The sequence below is a fragment of the Rothia sp. 27098_8_27 genome, from assembly GCF_041432805.1.
GTDB classification, from domain to species: domain Bacteria; phylum Actinomycetota; class Actinomycetes; order Actinomycetales; family Micrococcaceae; genus Rothia; species Rothia mucilaginosa.
In genome coordinates this window covers 788,261-806,359 of the sequence record NZ_JAPWAJ010000001.1, presented here as the reverse complement: position 1 = coordinate 806,359, position 18,099 = coordinate 788,261, and the positions used below count along the sequence as shown (strand labels likewise).

Sequence of the window (18,099 nt, the reverse complement as noted above, 5' to 3'; positions counted from 1 at the left end):
CACTTTGAGAAGCCGAATTGAACAGGTGTTTGCTACGCCTGTAGAAGAGCTGACTGCCCACCGGGTCCAGGGTTAGGGCGGGCGGTAGAATAGGAGCCATGACTTCTAACCTGCCGAATATTCCCTCGACCCCGCCTTCTTCATATCTGGCCTCGCGCCTAGCGCAGGCTCAGGGCAAGCCCCTGCCCGCCGGTGAGGCGATCGCCTCCTTCGTTCGTCACGATGATGCGCTCGCCGCTTTCGATGTGCTCAGCGAGCAGGATTATCCGGTCACGGCGCTGTACCTGGTCAATGACGGTATCCGCCAGGTGGAGTACCCGGTGCAGCCCGGTTATGGTCGTGCCCTGATTTCTGCGGCGATTCAGGGCGCGTCGATGGGCCTGGTGTTTTCGGTGCTGTTGACTCTGACCGGTGACTCTTTTACGTCGGTGGCGCTAAGGTACGTGCCGCTGTCGGTGGCTGTGTTTGTGCTGTGGCAGATGTATATTCTTCGTCGTAATCGCGGTGTTCGTTACCCGATGCGTACCGAGGCGATCCCCTCGCGTACCGTGATGTACGCTCTGCCGGAGTACGCTCAGGATGCGCGCCGCGTGCTGGGTGCGCACCCTCGCTTCTCGGCGGCGGTTGCGGCTGCTCGTGCGGCGGCAGCCCCGGAGGCTTCGCAGGCGCGTGCCGCTCAGAGTACCGTCTCGATGAATGGCGCACCGGTTCCGACCGGCGCCCCGAAGGCTCCCTCGTACCGTGCGCAGGCGGGTAGCCAGCCGGCGCCGAACCAGAACCTGCCCGAGCGTGATGCGACCGCGCAGAACGCGGTGGCTCAGAGCGCGGCGCAGAACATGCCCGCGCCCACCCAGCCTACGCAGACCGTTCAGCCCGCTCAGCCTTCTCAGCCTGCTATCCAGGAGCCGGCAACCACTGAACCGGCGACCGCCCTGAAGTCGGATGCACAGAAGTCGGAGCCGCAGAAGCGCCCGGCACAGCGGTACGGTCTGCGCGTGGACGACCCGGAAGAATACGCGAAGCTGATTCAGCCCAAGCCGCAGCGTCCGACCCCGCGCCCGCAGGGCCTGCACGATAAGTCCTCGCACGATAACTCCTCGCAGGACTCCGAATAACCGAACCTGCAATGGCGGTAGCCACCCACAACGGCGGGAAACCGGCATAGAAGACAGCACTTAGAAGACACGCGAAAGCCCCTCACCGAACGAATCGGTGAGGGGCTTTCCCTATAAAACGTTACTAACGTAACTGAGAGCTAGACGTTACTTCGCCAGCTTCGCCATCCACTCCTCAATGCCCTCAACGGTGCGGGGCAGTGCAGCGGAGAGGTTCACGTTGCCGTCCTCGGTGCAGAGCACGTCGTCCTCCAGGCGGATACCGATACCGCGGTACTCCTCGGGAACCGACAGGTCCTCGTCCTTGAAGTACAGGGCCGGCTCAATGGTGAAGACCATGCCCGGCTCCAGCTCAGCCCACATGTACAGCTCAGCCTTTGCCTGCGCGCAGTCGTGCACGTCCAGACCCAGGTGGTGGCTGGTGCCGTGCGGCATCCAGCGGCGGTGCTGACCGCCCTCAACGGTGAGCGAAACATCAGCGGAAACCGGCAGCAGGCCCCACTCTTCCAGACGGTGCGCCAGAACGTTCATGGCAGCTTCGTGAATCTCGTAGAACTTGGTACCCGGCTTAGCCACAGCGAATGCGGCGTCAGCGGCATCCAGCACAGCGTTGTAGACCTTCGCCTGAACCTCGGTGAACTTACCGTTCACGGGGAAGGTGCGGGTCACGTCTGCGGTGTACAGGGTGTCGTCCTCAACGCCTGCGTCCAGCAGCAGCAGCTTGCCGTCATCGACGGTGCCGTTGTTACGGATCCAGTGCAGGATGGTTGCGTTGTTACCGCACGCTGCGATGGTGTCGTAGCCCAGGTCGTTACCGTCGGTACGTGCCACGGAGAAGAACGCAGTCTCAACGACGCGCTCACCGCGGTGGTGCTCCTTAGCCTTCGGCAGTGCACGAATGACCTCTTCGAAGCCCTTGACGGTCATGTCAACGGAACGCTGCAGGTTCTCAACCTCGATAGCGTCCTTAATCAGGCGAGCCTCGGAGAGAGCCACAGCCAGCTCGGAGTCCAGCTTGTCAGCCTGCTCCAGCTCCACGCCGGTGTTGTAGCGGGAGGTGTCAACCAGCGCGTCAACAGCCGGGTCAACGTTGCGGACCAGGCGGATGTTCACGCCGCCCAGGCCCTGGTTACCGGCGTTCTTGGTGATAGCAACCTCAAGCTCGGACAGGTCGCGGGTACGCAGACCGAAGCGCTCGGAGAATTCCTTCAGGGTGGGGCGGGGACCAACCCAGAACTCGCCGTAGCGTGCATCCGCGTAGAACTCGGTGGTGTCGCGGCCAGCCAGCGGGCGGAAGTACAGGGTGACCTCGTGGTTGGAGCCGTTGTCGCCGGTACCCTCTTCGACGGGCTCGAAGATCAGCACGGCGTCAGGCTCGTGGTCGATGCCCAGGCCGGTCTGGTGCGCAAACGCCGAGTGGGGGCGGAAGCGGTAGTCGCAGTCGTTGGAGCGGACCTTCAGCGGGCCTGCAGGCAGGACGAGGCGCTCGCCGGGGAATGCCTTGGAGATCTTGGCGCGGCGCTCAGCTGCGTAGTCTGCTACGGGCTCGCGGGTGTAGCCGTCATCTTCGGCCTTGGCCCAGTCCTTAGCAATGAATTCGGTGAACGCAGACGCCTTAGGGGTGCTGCGGTGGTCAGTCTTCTGAGCTTCGGTGCTCTTCTCGTTGTTCTCAGTCATGGGTTAATCATATCGCCTTCACCACAGGTGGGCAGGTGTATTAGCGCTTTTGACCATAAGAGAGGGTGCGGTGGGACAGAATATATCTTTGACCTGCGACCGGGTGCCCGATATTGTGCCGCCGATATTGGTAGGGTTGAATCAGAAGAGTAGATGACATGCCTTAAACCCCGCTGAGGCGGCGATGAACTAGCAGGGGCGGGGAAGGAGAGAATATGACGCAGACAGAACACCGAAATAGTGCACCTAATGCGCAGCAGGCACCGCAGCCCGCTGAATCGGGCGCGCCTGAAAACCTGAACCGTGCCGGGCGTTACGATCTGCATATTCACTCCGCTATTTCTGACGGCACGCAGAGCCTGACCGAGCTGGTGCCGCTGATTGCTCGCGCCGGGTTGGCGGGTTTCGCGCTGACTGATCACGATACGACGGCTGGTTGGGCGCAGGCGGCTCAGCTGGCGGGTGAGTACGGTCTAGATTTTCTGCCGGGTGCCGAGTTCTCCTGCCGTTACCGGTACACCGACGGTGAGGGCCGCGCACGCACGAAGACTATTCATCTGCTCGCTTATGGTTTTGACACGGTGGGTTCGGAGTTGGCGCGCCGTGTGGAGGCGATTCGTGCCAGCCGTGAGGGCCGTGCGCAGGCTATTGTGGGCCGTCTTGCCGCCGACTACCCGCTGACCTGGGATGACGTGTTGGCGCAAGTGGGGGAGGGGAACACGGCGGTGGGCCGTCCCCATATTGCTGATGCACTGGTTGCTGCCGGTGTGGTTGCTGATCGTTCTGAGGCTTTTGCGAAGCTGCTGTACACGGGCAGCCCCTACTATGTGCCCCAGGATGCGCTGGACCCGCTGGAGGCGGTGCGTCTGGTGCGTGAGGCTGGGGGTGTGCCGGTGATTGCGCATCCGATGAGTACGATGCGTGGACCCGCGTTGAGCCTGGAGTATCTGGGTTTGATGGTGGATGCTGGCCTGGCGGGTGTGGAGGTGTATCACCGTGAGAACTCTCCGGAGGACCGGGCGCGTCTGCTGGAGTTCATTGAGCGTCAGCGTGCGGCGGGCCGTGAGGTGCTGGTGACGGGTTCGAGCGATTATCACGGCGCGGGTAAGCCGAACCTGCTGGGTGAGAATACGACGGATGCGGTGACGGTGGCGCGTATCCGCGAGCAGCTGGCGGCCCAGTAGTAAGACGAAAGAGTGTGGGGCGGGTTCCCGGTAAAGGAACCCGCCCCACACTCTTAACACGTGCTCTCACGAACGCGCAGAAAAGACAGCCTAGACGCTCTCACGCGACGCATGATGCTGCAACACCGCACCCGCAGCCGCCGCATCCATCTGAGCAGCCGCCCGCGCCGCACGAGCCTTAGCCCGCGCCTGATGCTGACGCTGACGACGCAACTCATCACGGCCATCAATACGCATCTTCTTATCCACCGCATCCATCGACCGGTGACGCACAAACCGGCACGACGCACCCTCAACCGGCTGCGTAGTCTCCGTGAGCGTATCCAACACAGCCTTCAGCGCATGACGGCTCGCCGCCGTCAACGCATCACGACTCGTACCGCCACGAACACCCACCGTACGCTTCGGCGTGAACAACACACTCGCCCCACGCGGCACACCGCGATACTCAGCGAACGACACCGGATCCACACCCAGACGCTTAGCCATCACCTCAATAGCCGGCGGATTCTGATCCACACACACGAACTTACGACCCAGCTGAGCCGCCGCCGCACCCGTAGAACCAGAACCAGCGAAGAAATCCAACACCCAATCACCCGGGCGGGAACTCGCCGCAATCATACGACGCAACAAACCCGTAGGCTTCTGCGTGGGATACCCCGTCTTCTCCTTACCCGTCGGCGACACAATAGTATGCCACCACACATCCGTAGGGAGCTTACCGCGAGAAGCCTTCTCCTCAGTCACCAAACCGGGAGCCATATACGGTTCACGATCAACCTCCGCAGTATTGAAGTAATAGCTGCGGTGATCCTTCGCGTACACCAAAATATTGTCGTGCTTCGTCGGCCAGCGGCGCGTAGACTTCGCACCGTAGTCGTAAGCCCAAATCAGCTCATTAATGAAGTTCTCACGACCAAAAATCATGTCGCACATAATCTTCACATAATGAACCTCACGCCAATCCAGGTGCAGGTACAGGGTGCCGTCCTGCGCAAGCAGACGATGCGCCTGCTCAATACGCGGCGCTAGGAACGCCCAATAATCCTCGAACGAGTCGTTATAGCTCGCCAGAGTCTGCAGGGTGCTCGAATAGCTCTTGCCCTTAAAACCGGTGCGGTCACCCTTCTCAGAAGCCTCCGCGCTCAACGTGCGGCGCGTCTGCTTCTTGCCCGTATTGAACGGCGGGTCAATATATATCACGGTGAACGCACCATCGGGTAGCTCACGCAGATACTCCAGGTTATCTGCCTGCACCAGCAGCGACGGGCCCTGCGGATCGAAAACCGTCGAATCCGTGCGGTTCGCCTCAGCAGCAGGGGAGGGCGCGGCGGGCGCCGGGGATGCTGAAATACCCAACCCCGGCCCTAGCCTTCAGAACCAGCACGGTCAGCGCCACGGCCCTTACCGCGAGAACCCTCAGAACGAGAACCCTCAGCACGCGAGCCTTCAGAACGGCGGCGGGTACGGCGGCGGCCCTCACTCTCCACGGGCTGGCCCTCAACACGGCGGGTACGGCGACGCTGACGAGGCGCACGCTCAGAACGCTCCGAAGAACGTTCGGCACGCTCGGATGCGCCCTGCTCGTTACGCTCCGCACGCTCAGAAGAACGCTCAGCGCGCTTGCGGCCCTCGGAACGGCTACGGCGCTCGCCGCGGCCCTCACCAGAACGACCCTCGCGGCCACCGTCACGACCGCCGCGAGAACGGCGCGAACCCTTCTCACCGTCACGACCGCCAGAACGGCCACCATCGCGGCCACCGCGAGAACGAGCCGAACGGCCATCACGCGAGTCGCGGGCGCTCTCAAAGAACTCGTCGCCCATACCCTCAGCCACACGCTCCTCGCGCGGCAGGCGGCCCTTAGTGCCAGCCGGAATGTTCAGGTCATGGAACAGATGCTCAGAGGAAGAGTACGTCTCAACCGGCTCAGGAACACCCAACTCCAGGGCGTCGTTAATGACCTTCCAGCGCGGCAGGTCATCCCAGTCAACCAGGGTCACAGCGGTACCCTCATTGCCGGCACGACCGGTACGGCCGGTACGGTGCAGGTAAGTCTTCTCATCCTCGGGAACGCGGTGGTTAATCACGTGGGTCACGTCTTCAACGTCAATACCGCGAGCCGCCACGTCGGTCGCAACCAGAATGTCGACCTTGCCGGTGCGGAACGCCTTCAGCGCCTGCTCACGCGCAACCTGGTTCAGGTCACCGTGCAGGGGAGCGGCAGCGAAGCCACGGTTCACCAGCTCCTCCGCCACGCGGGCAGCGTCACGCTTGGTCTTGGTGAAGATGACGGTGCGGCCGCGGCCGGTAGCGCGCAGAATGCGGCCAATCATCTCGTCCTTGTCCAGGTGGTGCGCACGGTAGACGACCTGGCGGATCGACGCCTTAGTCTTCGAGGCGTCCTCGGGGTCAGCGGCGCTAATGCGCATGGGCTTGGTCATGTACTGGCGTGCCATTGCAATGACCGGGCCGGGCATGGTTGCGGAGAACAGCATGCTCTGGCGGTCCTCCGGCAGGTAGCTGAGGATCTTCTCAACCGACGGCTGGAAACCCAAATCCAGCATCTCGTCTGCCTCATCGAGGACCACAATCTTAACCTGCTTCAGGTTCAGGAAGCCCTGCTGGTACAGGTCGATAATGCGGCCGGGGGTGCCCACCGCAACCTCCAGGCCGCGGCGCAGCAGCTCAGCCTGAGGCTCAATCGGCACACCACCGTACAGGGTGGCGACGCGGGCGTTGCGCAGCTTCGCGGCAATCGCCAGGTCCTCACCCACCTGAATAGCAAGCTCACGGGTCGGAACCAGAATCAGTGCCTGAGGTGCACCGGGGTACTCCAAATCAGCCCAACCCTCATCGTCGCGGCCGACCACACGCTGAATGGTGGGCAGACCGAAGCCGAGGGTCTTACCGGTACCGGTCTTTGCCTGACCAATGATGTCCTGGCCAGACAGAGCCACGGGAAGAGTCAGCTCCTGGATGGGGAAGGGGGAGGTAATGCCAACCGCCGCGAGGGCGTCGCTAATATCCTGGCGAACGCCGAAGTCGGCGAAGGACTTTGCAGTCTGAGTGGTTTCCTGCGTGTTCGTTTCAGTCACTGGACCGTATCTTTCTACCCCTGCTCGGGGTGTGTTTCTCCCCGAAACGGGGTGTACCAGCCAGCGCCTCAATGGTGGAGGCGGTGACGGGCGGGCGTCGAAAGCCGGCCGCGGGAAATTCTTACACGGGAAATTCTTACACGGGAAATTCTTACCGAGACGCCGCCTGCACGCATGATTAATACTCATGGTTCATTCATGATGAGAAAGCGGTGCAGCCTCGGGGTCTTGAAAGGGGTACGACCGGTCATTCACTTAACCCCTCAATATTAACCTGGATTTGCTTTCGGCGCACCCCCGACCGGTTGTGGTGTGCGCCCGTGATGGGCGATATACCGCCTCAAAACCGGGTACCGCGAGGTTTTTGTGCGGGCGGTTTAAAATGCAAACCCCCGCATTCGGCACGGCGTAACCACGTGGCGCATAAAGCGCACGCACACGGCGCATAAAGCGCGGTTACGCATCGTGACGGATGCGGGGAAAGCTCAAGCTAAAGGGTAAACAGCTACCGAACTAATTAGGCGCCGATACCGAAACCAACGTGACGCTTAGCGTCAGAACCCAGCTCAACGTAGCCAATCTGAGCGCCAGAAATCAGGGTGGTGTTGCCCTTATCATCCATAATCTGCAGCAGCGAGCCGTCCTCAATAGCCTTCGAGACCTTCTCCATGAGGATTTCCTTAGCCTCACTGGTCTCAACAACGATTTCACGAGCAATGTGGCGAATGCCAATCTTGATTTCCATGAGTCTCCTCGCAGAATAGTCCGGTGCAACCAAACGTGCGCCGGGTATTGGAACTGTCTTATCTAGCATCTACTCTAGCGTGAATACGCCCATCGGCACCGTGAACGGGCGGTACTTCGCCGGGGGCTAATAAAATACTCGCCGCCGGATGCGTGAAAATGCGCGTGAAAAACGCCGGGAAGAGGGGAGGGGGAGACTCCTAAGACTCCTCCACCTGAATGCCGTAGAGGGTCTCCAGCGCCTGCACGTAATCCTCTGCGCGGCCCTCCGACGCCAGCTTCTTGGCGCGCACTGTCGGGGTGTGCAGCAGGGACTTCACCATGCGGCGCATCGCCAGCTCGAACTGCTCCGTCGCCGCACCGCAACCAAACTGGTTACGTACCTTCTCCAGCTCAGAATCCAGCACATCCATAGTGTGCGAGCGCAGCGCAACAATCGCGGAGTCAATCGTGCGGGAACGCTGACGAGACACAAACGCCGCCAGCTCAGACTCCACAATGCGCGTAGCCGTCGCCACGGATTCCTCGGTCTCCTCGGGGGCGGCAAGGCGCACCGACTCGAGCGTAATCAGCTCAACATTCGGCAGGTCAGCGACCGAGGGGTCAAAGTCACGTGAAAGAGCAAGGTCAAGAATCGTGTGGTGACCAGCCGGAATCTGCTCGGGAAGCAGCGGGTCGGATCCGCCGGAGCAGCCAATAATGACGTCGGCAGAAGCCATGGCCTGCTCCATGCCGTCCACCGGCACCGCAGAAACCTCGCGCTTCGCGGCGAACTCGGCGGCACGACCCGAACGGGAATTGACCCAAATATCGGTGCAACCGCGCTCACGCAGAGCCGCAATGGTTGCACCCGCGTAGGCGCCGGTACCAAAAATCAGGGCGCGGCGGGTCGACCAGTCCTTCTCGGCAACCTCATCCGCAAGATCCAGGGCAACAGACACAATCGAGCGACCCTGGGCGCCAAGCGCCGTGTGCTGACCTACCTGACGAGCCGTATGCGCCGCATGCTCAAACAGCTGCACCAGCTCACCGGGAAGAGTCACGCCCTCCTCCTGAGCCTTCGCCTGCGCGGCAGCCAGGGCGCGGCGTACCTGACCGGCGATTTCGCGCTCGCCAACCACGGCAGACTCCAGGCCGGAGGCGACCGTCAGCAGGTGGCGTGCCGCCTCATCATCGGCGTACACATCGAAGCTGGAATTGACCAGTTCTTGATCCAAGCCGGAGGTGCGCGCAATCGAATCAACAATCAGCTCACGAACCATGTGCACATGCGCGGATACGTGTAGCTGAACATACATTTCAAGACGGTTACAGGTGGCAAGAACGACTGCACCCTTCACGCCCAGCTGGCGTGCCATATCGCCCGCCAGAACATCGGGTACGCCGGAGGCACCGGCGCTCAACGCAGCGACGGTGGTCAGATCAACGGTGTGGTGCGATGCCACAAATGCATAAGTACTCACTAGAGATTAATCATAACCACGCCGACTAAGCCCCTGTAAAGCTCACAGAACCTAAGTTCCATCATCGTAGGGGGCAAGAAAATCTGCACGGTGGGGGAGCGGGCACGAAGAGCAGGCACGAACTAAGGTTTCCCTCACCGCTAAGAAAGCCATCATTAGGTAAGAGTCACCATGACATAGTGTCGCAAAAACGCCCACATAAACCTGTCACACTAGAGACTATGAGCGAAAACCAGCACACTACCCCCGCGTCGGCACAGGGCACCGCACAGGCACTCTCCCTGCCCGCACACCCCACTGACGCCCAGCGACCCCTGCTCACCGACGAACAGCTCGCACACCTACCCGCCAACCACCCCCTGCGCGCAGGCACCACCGCCGACTCGCCCATGCTCCGCGCCCTCACCGGCCGCCCCTCCAGCCACCGACCCGTCTGGTTCATGCGCCAGGCAGGCCGCTCCCTACCCGAATACCGCCAGGTACGCGAAGGCATCCCCATGCTTGACGCATGCCTCACCCCCGACCTCGCCGCAGAAATCACCGTGCAGCCCGTCCGCCGCCACAAGGTCGATGCCGGCATCTTCTTCTCCGACATCGTCATCCCCATGAAGCTCGCGGGCGTCAACGTCGACATCGTGCCCGGTAAGGGCCCGGTCCTCGACCAGCCCGTACGCACCCTCGACGAGGTGCGCGCCCTGCCTGAACTCAAAGACAGCGACCTCGACCCCATCCGCGAAGCCGTCGCCGCCACCGTAGAAATGCTCGGCGACACCCCGCTCATCGGCTTCGCCGGCGCACCCTTCACCGTCGCCGCCTACATGGTCGAGGGCGGACCCTCCCGCGACCACCTGCGCCCGCGCACCATGATGCACGCCGACCCCGCCGCCTGGCACGAACTCGCCGCCTGGGCAGCCCGCACCGCAGGCCAGTTCCTGCGCGCACAGATCGAGGCAGGCGCATCCGCCGTGCAGCTCTTCGACTCCTGGGCTGGTTCCCTCGGCGAAGGCGACTACCGCCGCTACGTGCAGGCACACTCCGCAACCGCCCTCGATATGGTGCGCGAATACGGCGTGCCGCGCATCCACTTCGGCACCGGCACCACCGCCCTGCTGCCCGCCATGCACGAAGCCGGCGCAGACGTCATCGGCGTGGACTACCGCCTGCCGCTGTCCGCAGCGAACACCCTGCTCAACGGCGCCGTACCCCTGCAAGGCAACATCGACCCGGCACTGCTCGCCGCAGGTCGCGAAAACCTCTACGCACACGTAGACGAAGTGCTCGCAGAAGGCAGCGCCGCCCCCTCGCACGTGGTCAACCTCGGCCACGGCGTACCCCCGACCACCGACCCGCAGGTGCTCACCGACCTCGTGGCATATATCCACGAACGCACCGCGCAGGCATAGGATAAATAACGATAAATAGACGGCGCAGATGCCGGAAACCCTCCGGCATCTGCACCGAACATCTGCACCCCGAACCAACCACCACACCCGTTACCGCAATGGGCAACTCCACTGCACGCAGACCAAAGGAGAACCACCATGGGCCACACCAACCAGGCACCGCACCGCACCGCACAGGTCAGTTCCTCCGCCGCGCCCCAGAACGCACGAGCTTTCACCCGCAACGAGAAGGCACCCACCGCCATTGTCATCGGCGGCGGCCCCTCTGGCCTAATCTCCGCACGCCGCCTCGCCGCAGCCGGTATGCGCGTCACCCTGCTCGAACAGCGTCACCACCTTGGCGGTGCCGTTGGTGCCCATGAAGTTGGCGGACTGGTACTGGACTCCGGCGCAGAATCCTTCGCAACCCGCAGCCCCATTGTCAGCGACCTCGTCAAGGAACTCGGCCTGGGCGACCAGATCGTCACCCCCAACTCCTACGGCTCCTGGCTGTACCTGCCGCAGGGCGCCCGTCGCACCCCCAGCACCGGCATCATGGGCATCCCCGGCAATGTGAACGATAAGTCGCTAATCCCCGTCATTGGTAAGAACGGTCTGCGCCGCGCCCAGGTGGACAAGTTCCTGCCCGTCTCCGCAGGCGAGAACGCGAAGACCCTCGGTGAGCTCGTGCGCATCCGCATGGGCCAGAAAGTGCTCGACAACCTCGTCGCACCCGTAGTCTCCGGCGTGTACTCCACCCACCCCGACAAGCTCGACGTCGATGCGACCATCCCCGGTCTGCGCGAAGCCTTCCGCAAGCACCGCTCCCTCGCCGCCGCAGCGCACGCTTTCCGCTCGGCAGCCCCCGCAGGCTCACAGGTCGCCGGTATTGTGGGCGGCATGAACCAGCTGTCCGAACGTCTCGTCGAAGACCTGTACGCCTCCGGTGTTCGCATCGTCACCGGATTCGACGTCATCGCCGTTGACCGCGACGAATCCACCGGCCAGTGGTTCATCATCCAGCGCCACACCACCGACGGCGAAAACACCCCCCTCTATGCCGACTACCTGGTGCTCGCCACCGACGGCCCGACCGTGGCACGACTCATCGGCCCGCACGTCTCCACCGCCCTACCCGCCCTGGAACCCGGCCCCGAAGTCGCCCTCGTCACGCTCGTCGTCGATGCCCCCGCCCTGGACAAGCACCCCCGCGGCACCGGCCTGCTCGTCTCCGAAGAAGCCACCGCCGTACGCGCCAAGGCACTCACCCACGCCACCGCCAAATGGCAGTGGGTCGCCGAGGCCGCAGGCCCCGGACGTCACGTGGTACGCCTGTCCTACGGCCGAGGCGGCGAAGACTCCCGCTTCTCCGAAGTGGCACTCGCCGACGAGCAGCTCATCACCCTCGCCCTGCGCGACGCAAGCCGCATGATGGATGTAGCCCTCACCCACAGCAACCTCGTTGACGCGGACGTCGTACGCTGGCGCGGTGTACTGCCCGCCTCCACCCCCGGCCACCGCGACCGAGTCAAAGAATTCCGCGAACGCGCCAGCGAACTCGGAACCCTCAGCACCGTCGGCTCCTGGGCGGCAGGCTCCGGCCTGGTCTTAACCGTCAAAGACACCTACGAGCAGATCGACCGCCTCATCTACCACGCGGCACAGGACTGGGAGGGCGTCACCGCACCCAAGGCCGCAACCGCCAAGTAGACGGCGTAGCGGCGGCAGAAGCTCAGCCAATAACTCAGATCAGCCAGTAACTAGACCAAAAAATTGAGAAAACGCGCAGCTACGGAAGCCGCGCCTCCAGCACAGCGAACCCTCGCTGAAGAAAGGAACACACAATGTCTCACGATCACGCAGCACACGGCCACGGCGGCGCACACGGCGCAGGTCAGGGCGGCTACACCCACGCAGGCCACGGCTACGGCGGTGCACCCAAGGGCTACGCAGTCCAGCACTCCGCAGCTGACGAGAACCGCCGCGGCCGCGAAGAGGGCGAAACCCTGCACTACGCCCTGTACACTGTGTTCGCACGCTCCGGCGCACGCCCCGCAGAGTCCAACACCGACGAGGCACGCGCCGAATTCGAGCAGGTCGTTGAAGCACTGGCAGCCGAGGGCGTGACCCTGCGCGGCATCTACGACGTCTCCGCAATGCGCGACAACGCAGACGTCATGATCTGGACCCACGGCGCAACCCCCGAAAAGCTGCAGGCAGCAGTCCGCAAGATCCGCCGCACCGCACTCTTCGCAGGCACCACCATCGTCTGGTCCACCATGGGCGTACACCGCGAAGCAGAATTCACCCGCAACCACGCACCCGCCTACGCACGCGGCAAGGCACCCGAAGCGTGGGTCTGCGTCTACCCCTTCGTACGCTCCTACGACTGGTACTACATGAACCCCGAACGCCGCGCAGAAATGCTCAAGAACCACGGTATGAAGGCAATCGACTTCCCGCAGATTCTGGCAAACACCGTCGCAACCTTCGGCATGAACGACTACGAGTGGGTCCTCGCCCTCGAAGCACCCCAGCTCGTTGACCTCGTCGACATGATGCGCCACTTCCGCAACACCGAAGCACGCCTGCACGTACGTGAGGAAACCCCCTTCTACACCGGCCGCCGCATCGGCGCAGACGAAGTAGCAGAGGTTCTGGCGTGAGCCATCAGCCGCACAACGGCGTAACCCTCAACGGAACGCTCCTGCCGGACGACGTGGTACCCAACCGCACCGACCCGGCGAACACCGCCTCCAACGGCCCCGCCGCGCTCAACGAGCAGACCCTCGGTGACTACCGAAGCGAACGCAGCATCACCCGTGAACGCGCCGAAGAGGCGCGCCCCTACGACCTGGTGATCCTCTCCTCCTTCGGTGGCCCCGAGGGGCAGGAGGACGTCATCCCGTTCCTGCGCAACGTGACCGCTGGCCGCGGCATCCCGGATGAGCGCCTCGAAGAGGTCGCCACCCACTACCGCGCCAACGGCGGCGTCTCGCCGATTAACGAGCAGAACCGTGCCCTGCTCGCCGCACTGCAGCAGGCGCTCGCCGAACGCGGCCCGCACATCCCGATCACCTGGGCGAACCGCAACTGGAAGCCCTACGTGAAGGACGTACTTGCCGAAGCCTACGAGAACGGCCACCGCAACGTGCTCGTGCTGGCGACCAGTGCCTACCCCGGCTACTCGAGTTGCCGCCAGTACCGTGAAGACTACGGTATGGCGATCGAGCAGCTCGGCCTGGAAGGTCGCGTGCACGTGGGTAAGATTCGTCAGTTCTTTGACGTGCCCGGCTTCTCCCGCGCTTTCGCTGACGGGCTGAAGGACGGCCTCGCCACGGTGCGTGAGCAGCTCGCCGCACGCGATAGCGGTTCGCTGAACCCGCGCCTGCGCATCATGTTCTGCACCCACTCGGTGCCGACCTCCGCGGCGAACGAGGCAGGCCCGCGCGGCGTGAACTACGAGGGCGGCTCCGCCTACGTGGAGAAGCACCTGCAGGTCGCCCGCGCCGTGCTTTCCCTGGTTCGTGATGAGGCCCCGCAGCTTCTGCAGAACGTCGAATGGGAGCTGGTGTATCAGTCCCGTTCCGGCCCGCCGTCCATGCCGTGGCTGGAACCGGACGTCAACGACGCCCTGGAGACGCTACCCACCCCCGCCAACCCGGCGGAGGACGGCGAAGCCCCCGTGGAAGGCGTCGTGCTGGTACCCCTCGGCTTCGTCTCCGACCACATGGAAGTCAAGTGGGATCTGGACACCGAGGCGCTGGATACCTGCGAACGCCTGGGCGTGGTTGCCGTGCGAACCCCCACCCCCGGCACGCATCCGGCGTACGTGGAGTCGCTGCGCCGCCTCATTGAGGAGCGCGTGGAGAACGGCGTTTCAGCCGACCTGCGCCCCGACCGTGAGAGCGTCCTCGCCCCGAGTGCGAGCGGTCAGTACGGCTGGTTCGACGAGTGCGAACCCGGCTGCTGCAAGCCGGGTCGTGGCGCGCCGAAGCCGGTCATCGCCGAATACGCAGCCGGTGCTGATACCGCCGAGCCTGAGGAATCTCCCGCCAGCCGCTCCGGTGGATGCGGCTCCGGCGGATGCTGCTCCCACTAACACCACCTGTAGCTCCGGCTCGCCCCAACACCCCTAACCGGGGTGAGCGGGGCGGGTCGGAGCGCACGTGCCTACAAGCCCACACACAGCTGCAGTGCACACAGTTGCAGGCGCAGCTCAACGCACAGACACACGCACCTACGGGCTATCACACACATCACCGACAAGGAGAGATATGAGCCATCACGAGTACATCTTGGGCACCCGCGGGTCTGCCCTCGCCCTGACCCAAAGCCGTATCGCTGCTGAAACCGTCACCGCCCTCTACACCGAACACCAGGCACACCACGGCACCGCACAGCACGGCACTGAAAAGCCCGAGGTCGTGGACTTCACCCTGCGCACCGTCAAAACCGAAGGTGACGTGCTCACCGGCCCTCTGGCAACCCTCGGCGGTACCGGCGTATTCGCCGCCGCCCTGCGCCAGCGCCTGCTCGACGGCGAGAACGCCTCCGAAGAAAACCGCGTGGACATGGCAGTACACTCCCTCAAGGACCTGCCCTCCGCACCCTGCCCCGGCCTGGTGGTCGCCGCAACCCTCAAGCGTGAAGACCCCCGCGACGCCCTCGTGGCACGCGACGGCCTGACCGTCGACACCCTGCCGGAAGGCTCCCGCGTGGGCACCGGCTCACCGCGCCGCGCCGCCCAGCTGCGCGCCCTGCGCCCCGACCTGGAAATCGTGGACATTCGCGGTAACGTGGGCACCCGCATTGGCCGCGTGAAAGGCCTGGAAGAGCACGCCGGCAAGCAGGTCGTACTCCGCCAGAACGCTGAAACCTCCGAACGAGCCGACCACGGTGTAGGCACCGAACGCAGCGGCGACTGCGACGCCGTGGTGCTCGCCGTCTCCGGACTCAAGCGCCTGGGCAAGGAAGAACTCATCACCGAGTACCTTGACCCCACCCGCATGCTGCCCGCCCCCGGCCAGGGTGCGCTCGCCCTGGAAGTGCGCGAAAGCGAATTCGAGAACCCGGACCCCGCCGTGCTCGCCGACCCCGAGGTAGCGCGCCCGGTGCGTGCCCTCGGCCGTGCCCTGCTCGCCGCAAACCACCACGAAACCCGCCTCGCCGTCAGCGCCGAACGTGCCCTGCTGCGCCGCCTCGAAGCCGGATGCGCCGCGCCCATCGGCGCGTACGCGCACGTGGTTGAAGGCGACCTGGTGCTTAACGTTGTGGTGGCGTCCCCGGACGGCACCGACATGCTGCGCCACACCTCGGCAACCGCCGAACTGGATGTGCCCGGCGCCGAACGCCTGGGCGTGCGCGTGGCAGAAGACCTGCTGCAGATGGGTGCCGCCGCCCTGGCCGGATTGGACCTGAAGTAGGCGCCATGTCTGCCCCGCCTTCTGATACCCCGCGTTCTGAATCCCGGCAGGTTGATGCCCCGCAGGCTGATGTCCCGCAGGCTGATGTCCCGCGCACGGTTCTGCTGACCCGCTCCGCTGCCCAGGGCGCCGCCTTTGCACGAGCCCTCGCCGAAGAATGTGCACAGAATGGGTTGGGGGAGCCCCGGGTACTCTTCGCCCCGCTACAGCAGGCACGCACCGTCAAACCGGGCGCAGACCACGCCGCCGCGCTGGAGGCGCTCGCCTCCGGTCACTATGCGTGGGTGAGCTTCACGAGCGCCAACACGGTTCGCGCCTGCGCCGAGCTGTGGGGTACGGAGTTTGCCCGCGCCTGCGCGAGCGGGGGAGTGCGCATCGCCTGCGTGGGTGCGGCAACCGCCCGCGCCGTGCACACCCAGCTGGGGCTGGGCACAGATTTTCAGCCGCAGGTGCAGAGCGCCGCCGGTATGCTCGCGGAGTTTAAAAAGCCTGCAACCGAGCCCGCCGCCGTGCTGGTTCTGGAGGGTTCCAACGCCCGCCCGACCCTGCGCGAAGGCCTCAAAAACCTGGGCTGGGATAGCCGCCGCTGCGTGCTCTACGACATGGTGCCCGCCGAACAGGTAGCACCCGGCGAGCTGAGCCTCAGTACCGCCCGCGCGCTCGTACAGGGGAATGCCGTAGATGCCGCCGACCCGGAAATCACCGCCCCGGAAACCTCCGCGCCGGATGTGCTGGTGGTGACCGCCCCCTCCCGCCTGTACGCCCTGCTGGACGGCACCCCCGCGCTACCGCCTGAATCCGTGCCGCCGGTGGTGGCGATTGGGGCGAGTACCGCCTCCGCATGCCGCGCCCTGAACCTGCGCTACGTGCAGGCTGATTCGCCGTCACCGCAGGATTTGGCGCGCGCCGCTGCATCCCTCATTTAGGCGCATCCCTCATGCAGGTTCCCCACAGCTAAGACCACATATTTCTATCGAAGTTTTCAGGAGAGATCATGAACCTCACCCGCCGTCCCCGCCGCCTGCGCACCACCGCAGCCATGCGCTCCCTCGTCGCCGAGACCACCCTGCGCCCCTCGCAGTTGATTCAGGTGTTCTTCGTGCGCGACGGCATTGACGAGAAGCAGCCGATTCGCTCCATGCCCGGCCAGTACCAGCACACCCTGGAGAGCATCATCCCCGCCGTGCGTGAGGCGTACGAGGCGGGCATCCGCTGCATTGACCTGTTCGGCATTCCCCGCGATGAGGATAAGGACGAGATTGGTTCGACCGCGTGGGATCCGCAGGGCATCCTGAACCGTGCCATTGCGGTGTGCCGCGAGGAGTTCGGCGATGACCTGGTGGTCATGGCTGATACCTGCCTGGACGAGTTCACGAGCCACGGTCACTGCGGCGTGCTGGTTGATGACGGCTATGGCACGCTCGTGGTGGATAATGACGAGACCGTGGAGCTGTACTGCAAGATGGCGGTTTCGCAGGCGCGTGCGGGTGCGCACACGGTGTCCCCGTCGGGCATGATGGACGGCCAGATCGCGGCGATGCGTGCCGCCCTGGACGAGGCCGGCTTTGAGGATGTGTCGATTCTGGCGTATTCGGCAAAGTACGCTTCGGCGTTCTTCGGCCCGTTCCGTGACGCGGTAGAGTCGACCTTCAAGGGCGACCGTAAGACGTATCAGCAGGACCCGGCGAACCGCCGCGAGTCGCTGCTGGAGGTGCGCGCTGACCTGGAGGAGGGCGCGGATATGGTGATGGTGAAGCCTGCCGGTAGCTACCTGGATATTGTGCGTGAGGTGGCGGAGTTTTCGCCGGTGCCGGTGGCGGCGTATCAGGTGTCGGGTGAGTACGCGATGATTGAGGCTGCTGCGGCGAACGGCTGGATTGACCGTAAGGCTGTGGTGTTGGAGGCGCTGCGTTCGATTCACCGCGCCGGTGCGGACGTCATCCTGACCTATTACGGTACGGAGGCGGCAGGCTGGCTCCGCGAGCTGGACGCCTAACCCCCTCCCTC

The 18,099-nt window shown here is 64.0% G+C and carries 14 protein-coding genes; 9 read left to right on the top strand and 5 right to left on the bottom strand.

The genetic code is table 11. The features are described from left to right. The first annotated feature begins 98 nt into the window (after window positions 1-98). Window positions 99-1,115, top strand: a complete 1,017-nt coding sequence (locus tag O3675_RS02980; protein ID WP_005505251.1) for a hypothetical protein — start codon at window positions 99-101, stop codon at window positions 1,113-1,115. Window positions 1,116-1,262: 147 nt separating this feature from the next. On the opposite strand, the gene O3675_RS02975 is transcribed toward O3675_RS02980, so the two are convergent. Further along, window positions 1,263-2,792 (bottom strand): aminopeptidase P family protein, encoded by a 1,530-nt coding sequence (locus O3675_RS02975; protein ID WP_005505257.1) that lies wholly within the window; start codon window positions 2,790-2,792, stop codon window positions 1,263-1,265. 215 nt (window positions 2,793-3,007) lie between these two features. Here O3675_RS02975 and O3675_RS02970 point away from each other — a divergent pair, with 215 nt between their 5' ends. Then, a complete protein-coding gene (locus tag O3675_RS02970) occupies window positions 3,008-3,976 on the top strand; it encodes a PHP domain-containing protein (RefSeq protein ID WP_371570879.1) in 969 nt (322 codons plus the stop codon). Window positions 3,977-4,066: 90 nt separating this feature from the next. On the opposite strand, the gene O3675_RS02965 is transcribed toward O3675_RS02970, so the two are convergent. The 4 genes from O3675_RS02965 to O3675_RS02950 form a co-directional block, all read right to left on the bottom strand. Continuing rightward, window positions 4,067-5,338 carry a site-specific DNA-methyltransferase gene (locus tag O3675_RS02965; RefSeq protein WP_371570876.1) on the bottom strand — a complete coding sequence of 424 codons (1,272 nt, stop codon included), beginning with the start codon at window positions 5,336-5,338 and terminating at the stop codon, window positions 4,067-4,069. A gap of 8 nt (window positions 5,339-5,346) precedes the next feature. Then, window positions 5,347-7,077 (bottom strand): DEAD/DEAH box helicase, encoded by a 1,731-nt coding sequence (locus O3675_RS02960; protein WP_371570873.1) that lies wholly within the window; start codon window positions 7,075-7,077, stop codon window positions 5,347-5,349. A 517-nt stretch (window positions 7,078-7,594) separates the two neighbouring features. After that, complete coding sequence (locus O3675_RS02955) at window positions 7,595-7,822, bottom strand: DUF3107 domain-containing protein (RefSeq protein ID WP_005505268.1); 228 nt, start codon at window positions 7,820-7,822, stop codon at window positions 7,595-7,597. Between the two features lie 199 nt (window positions 7,823-8,021). Continuing rightward, window positions 8,022-9,284, bottom strand: coding sequence for a glutamyl-tRNA reductase (locus O3675_RS02950; protein WP_371570871.1), 1,263 nt, complete (start codon window positions 9,282-9,284; stop codon window positions 8,022-8,024). A 221-nt stretch (window positions 9,285-9,505) separates the two neighbouring features. Between O3675_RS02950 and hemE the strand changes: the two genes are divergently transcribed. From hemE to hemB, 7 genes are all read left to right on the top strand, one after another. After that, window positions 9,506-10,687 (top strand): uroporphyrinogen decarboxylase, encoded by a 1,182-nt coding sequence (gene hemE, locus O3675_RS02945; protein ID WP_371570869.1) that lies wholly within the window; start codon window positions 9,506-9,508, stop codon window positions 10,685-10,687. Window positions 10,688-10,825: 138 nt separating this feature from the next. Beyond that, a complete protein-coding gene (gene hemG / locus O3675_RS02940) occupies window positions 10,826-12,376 on the top strand; it encodes a protoporphyrinogen oxidase (protein WP_371570866.1) in 1,551 nt (516 codons plus the stop codon). 134 nt (window positions 12,377-12,510) lie between these two features. Then, window positions 12,511-13,332, top strand: coding sequence for a hydrogen peroxide-dependent heme synthase (hemQ, locus tag O3675_RS02935; protein ID WP_303937259.1), 822 nt, complete (start codon window positions 12,511-12,513; stop codon window positions 13,330-13,332). Beyond that, window positions 13,329-14,768 carry a ferrochelatase gene (locus O3675_RS02930; protein WP_371570864.1) on the top strand — a complete coding sequence of 480 codons (1,440 nt, stop codon included), beginning with the start codon at window positions 13,329-13,331 and terminating at the stop codon, window positions 14,766-14,768. Before hemQ ends, O3675_RS02930 begins: the two co-directional genes overlap by 4 nt. A 175-nt stretch (window positions 14,769-14,943) precedes the next feature. After that, a complete protein-coding gene (locus O3675_RS02925; protein ID WP_371570862.1) occupies window positions 14,944-16,092 on the top strand; it encodes a hydroxymethylbilane synthase in 1,149 nt (382 codons plus the stop codon). Between the two features lie 5 nt (window positions 16,093-16,097). After that, on the top strand, window positions 16,098-17,018 hold the full coding sequence (locus tag O3675_RS02920) for a uroporphyrinogen-III synthase (protein ID WP_371570860.1): 921 nt from the start codon (window positions 16,098-16,100) through the stop codon (window positions 17,016-17,018). A 68-nt stretch (window positions 17,019-17,086) separates the two neighbouring features. Continuing rightward, on the top strand, window positions 17,087-18,088 hold the full coding sequence (gene hemB, locus O3675_RS02915; protein WP_371570857.1) for a porphobilinogen synthase: 1,002 nt from the start codon (window positions 17,087-17,089) through the stop codon (window positions 18,086-18,088). The last annotated feature ends 11 nt before the right edge of the window (window positions 18,089-18,099 follow it).

Coding starts and splice junctions, on each gene's coding strand:
- O3675_RS02980 (WP_005505251.1), top strand. CDS start 99: ATGACTTCTAACCTGCCGAATATTCCCTCGACCCCGCCTTCTTCATAT.
- O3675_RS02975 (WP_005505257.1), bottom strand. CDS start 2,792: ATGACTGAGAACAACGAGAAGAGCACCGAAGCTCAGAAGACTGACCAC.
- O3675_RS02970 (WP_371570879.1), top strand. CDS start 3,008: ATGACGCAGACAGAACACCGAAATAGTGCACCTAATGCGCAGCAGGCA.
- O3675_RS02955 (WP_005505268.1), bottom strand. CDS start 7,822: ATGGAAATCAAGATTGGCATTCGCCACATTGCTCGTGAAATCGTTGTT.
- hemE (WP_371570869.1), top strand. CDS start 9,506: ATGAGCGAAAACCAGCACACTACCCCCGCGTCGGCACAGGGCACCGCA.
- hemG (WP_371570866.1), top strand. CDS start 10,826: ATGGGCCACACCAACCAGGCACCGCACCGCACCGCACAGGTCAGTTCC.
- hemQ (WP_303937259.1), top strand. CDS start 12,511: ATGTCTCACGATCACGCAGCACACGGCCACGGCGGCGCACACGGCGCA.
- O3675_RS02925 (WP_371570862.1), top strand. CDS start 14,944: ATGAGCCATCACGAGTACATCTTGGGCACCCGCGGGTCTGCCCTCGCC.
- O3675_RS02920 (WP_371570860.1), top strand. CDS start 16,098: ATGTCTGCCCCGCCTTCTGATACCCCGCGTTCTGAATCCCGGCAGGTT.
- hemB (WP_371570857.1), top strand. CDS start 17,087: ATGAACCTCACCCGCCGTCCCCGCCGCCTGCGCACCACCGCAGCCATG.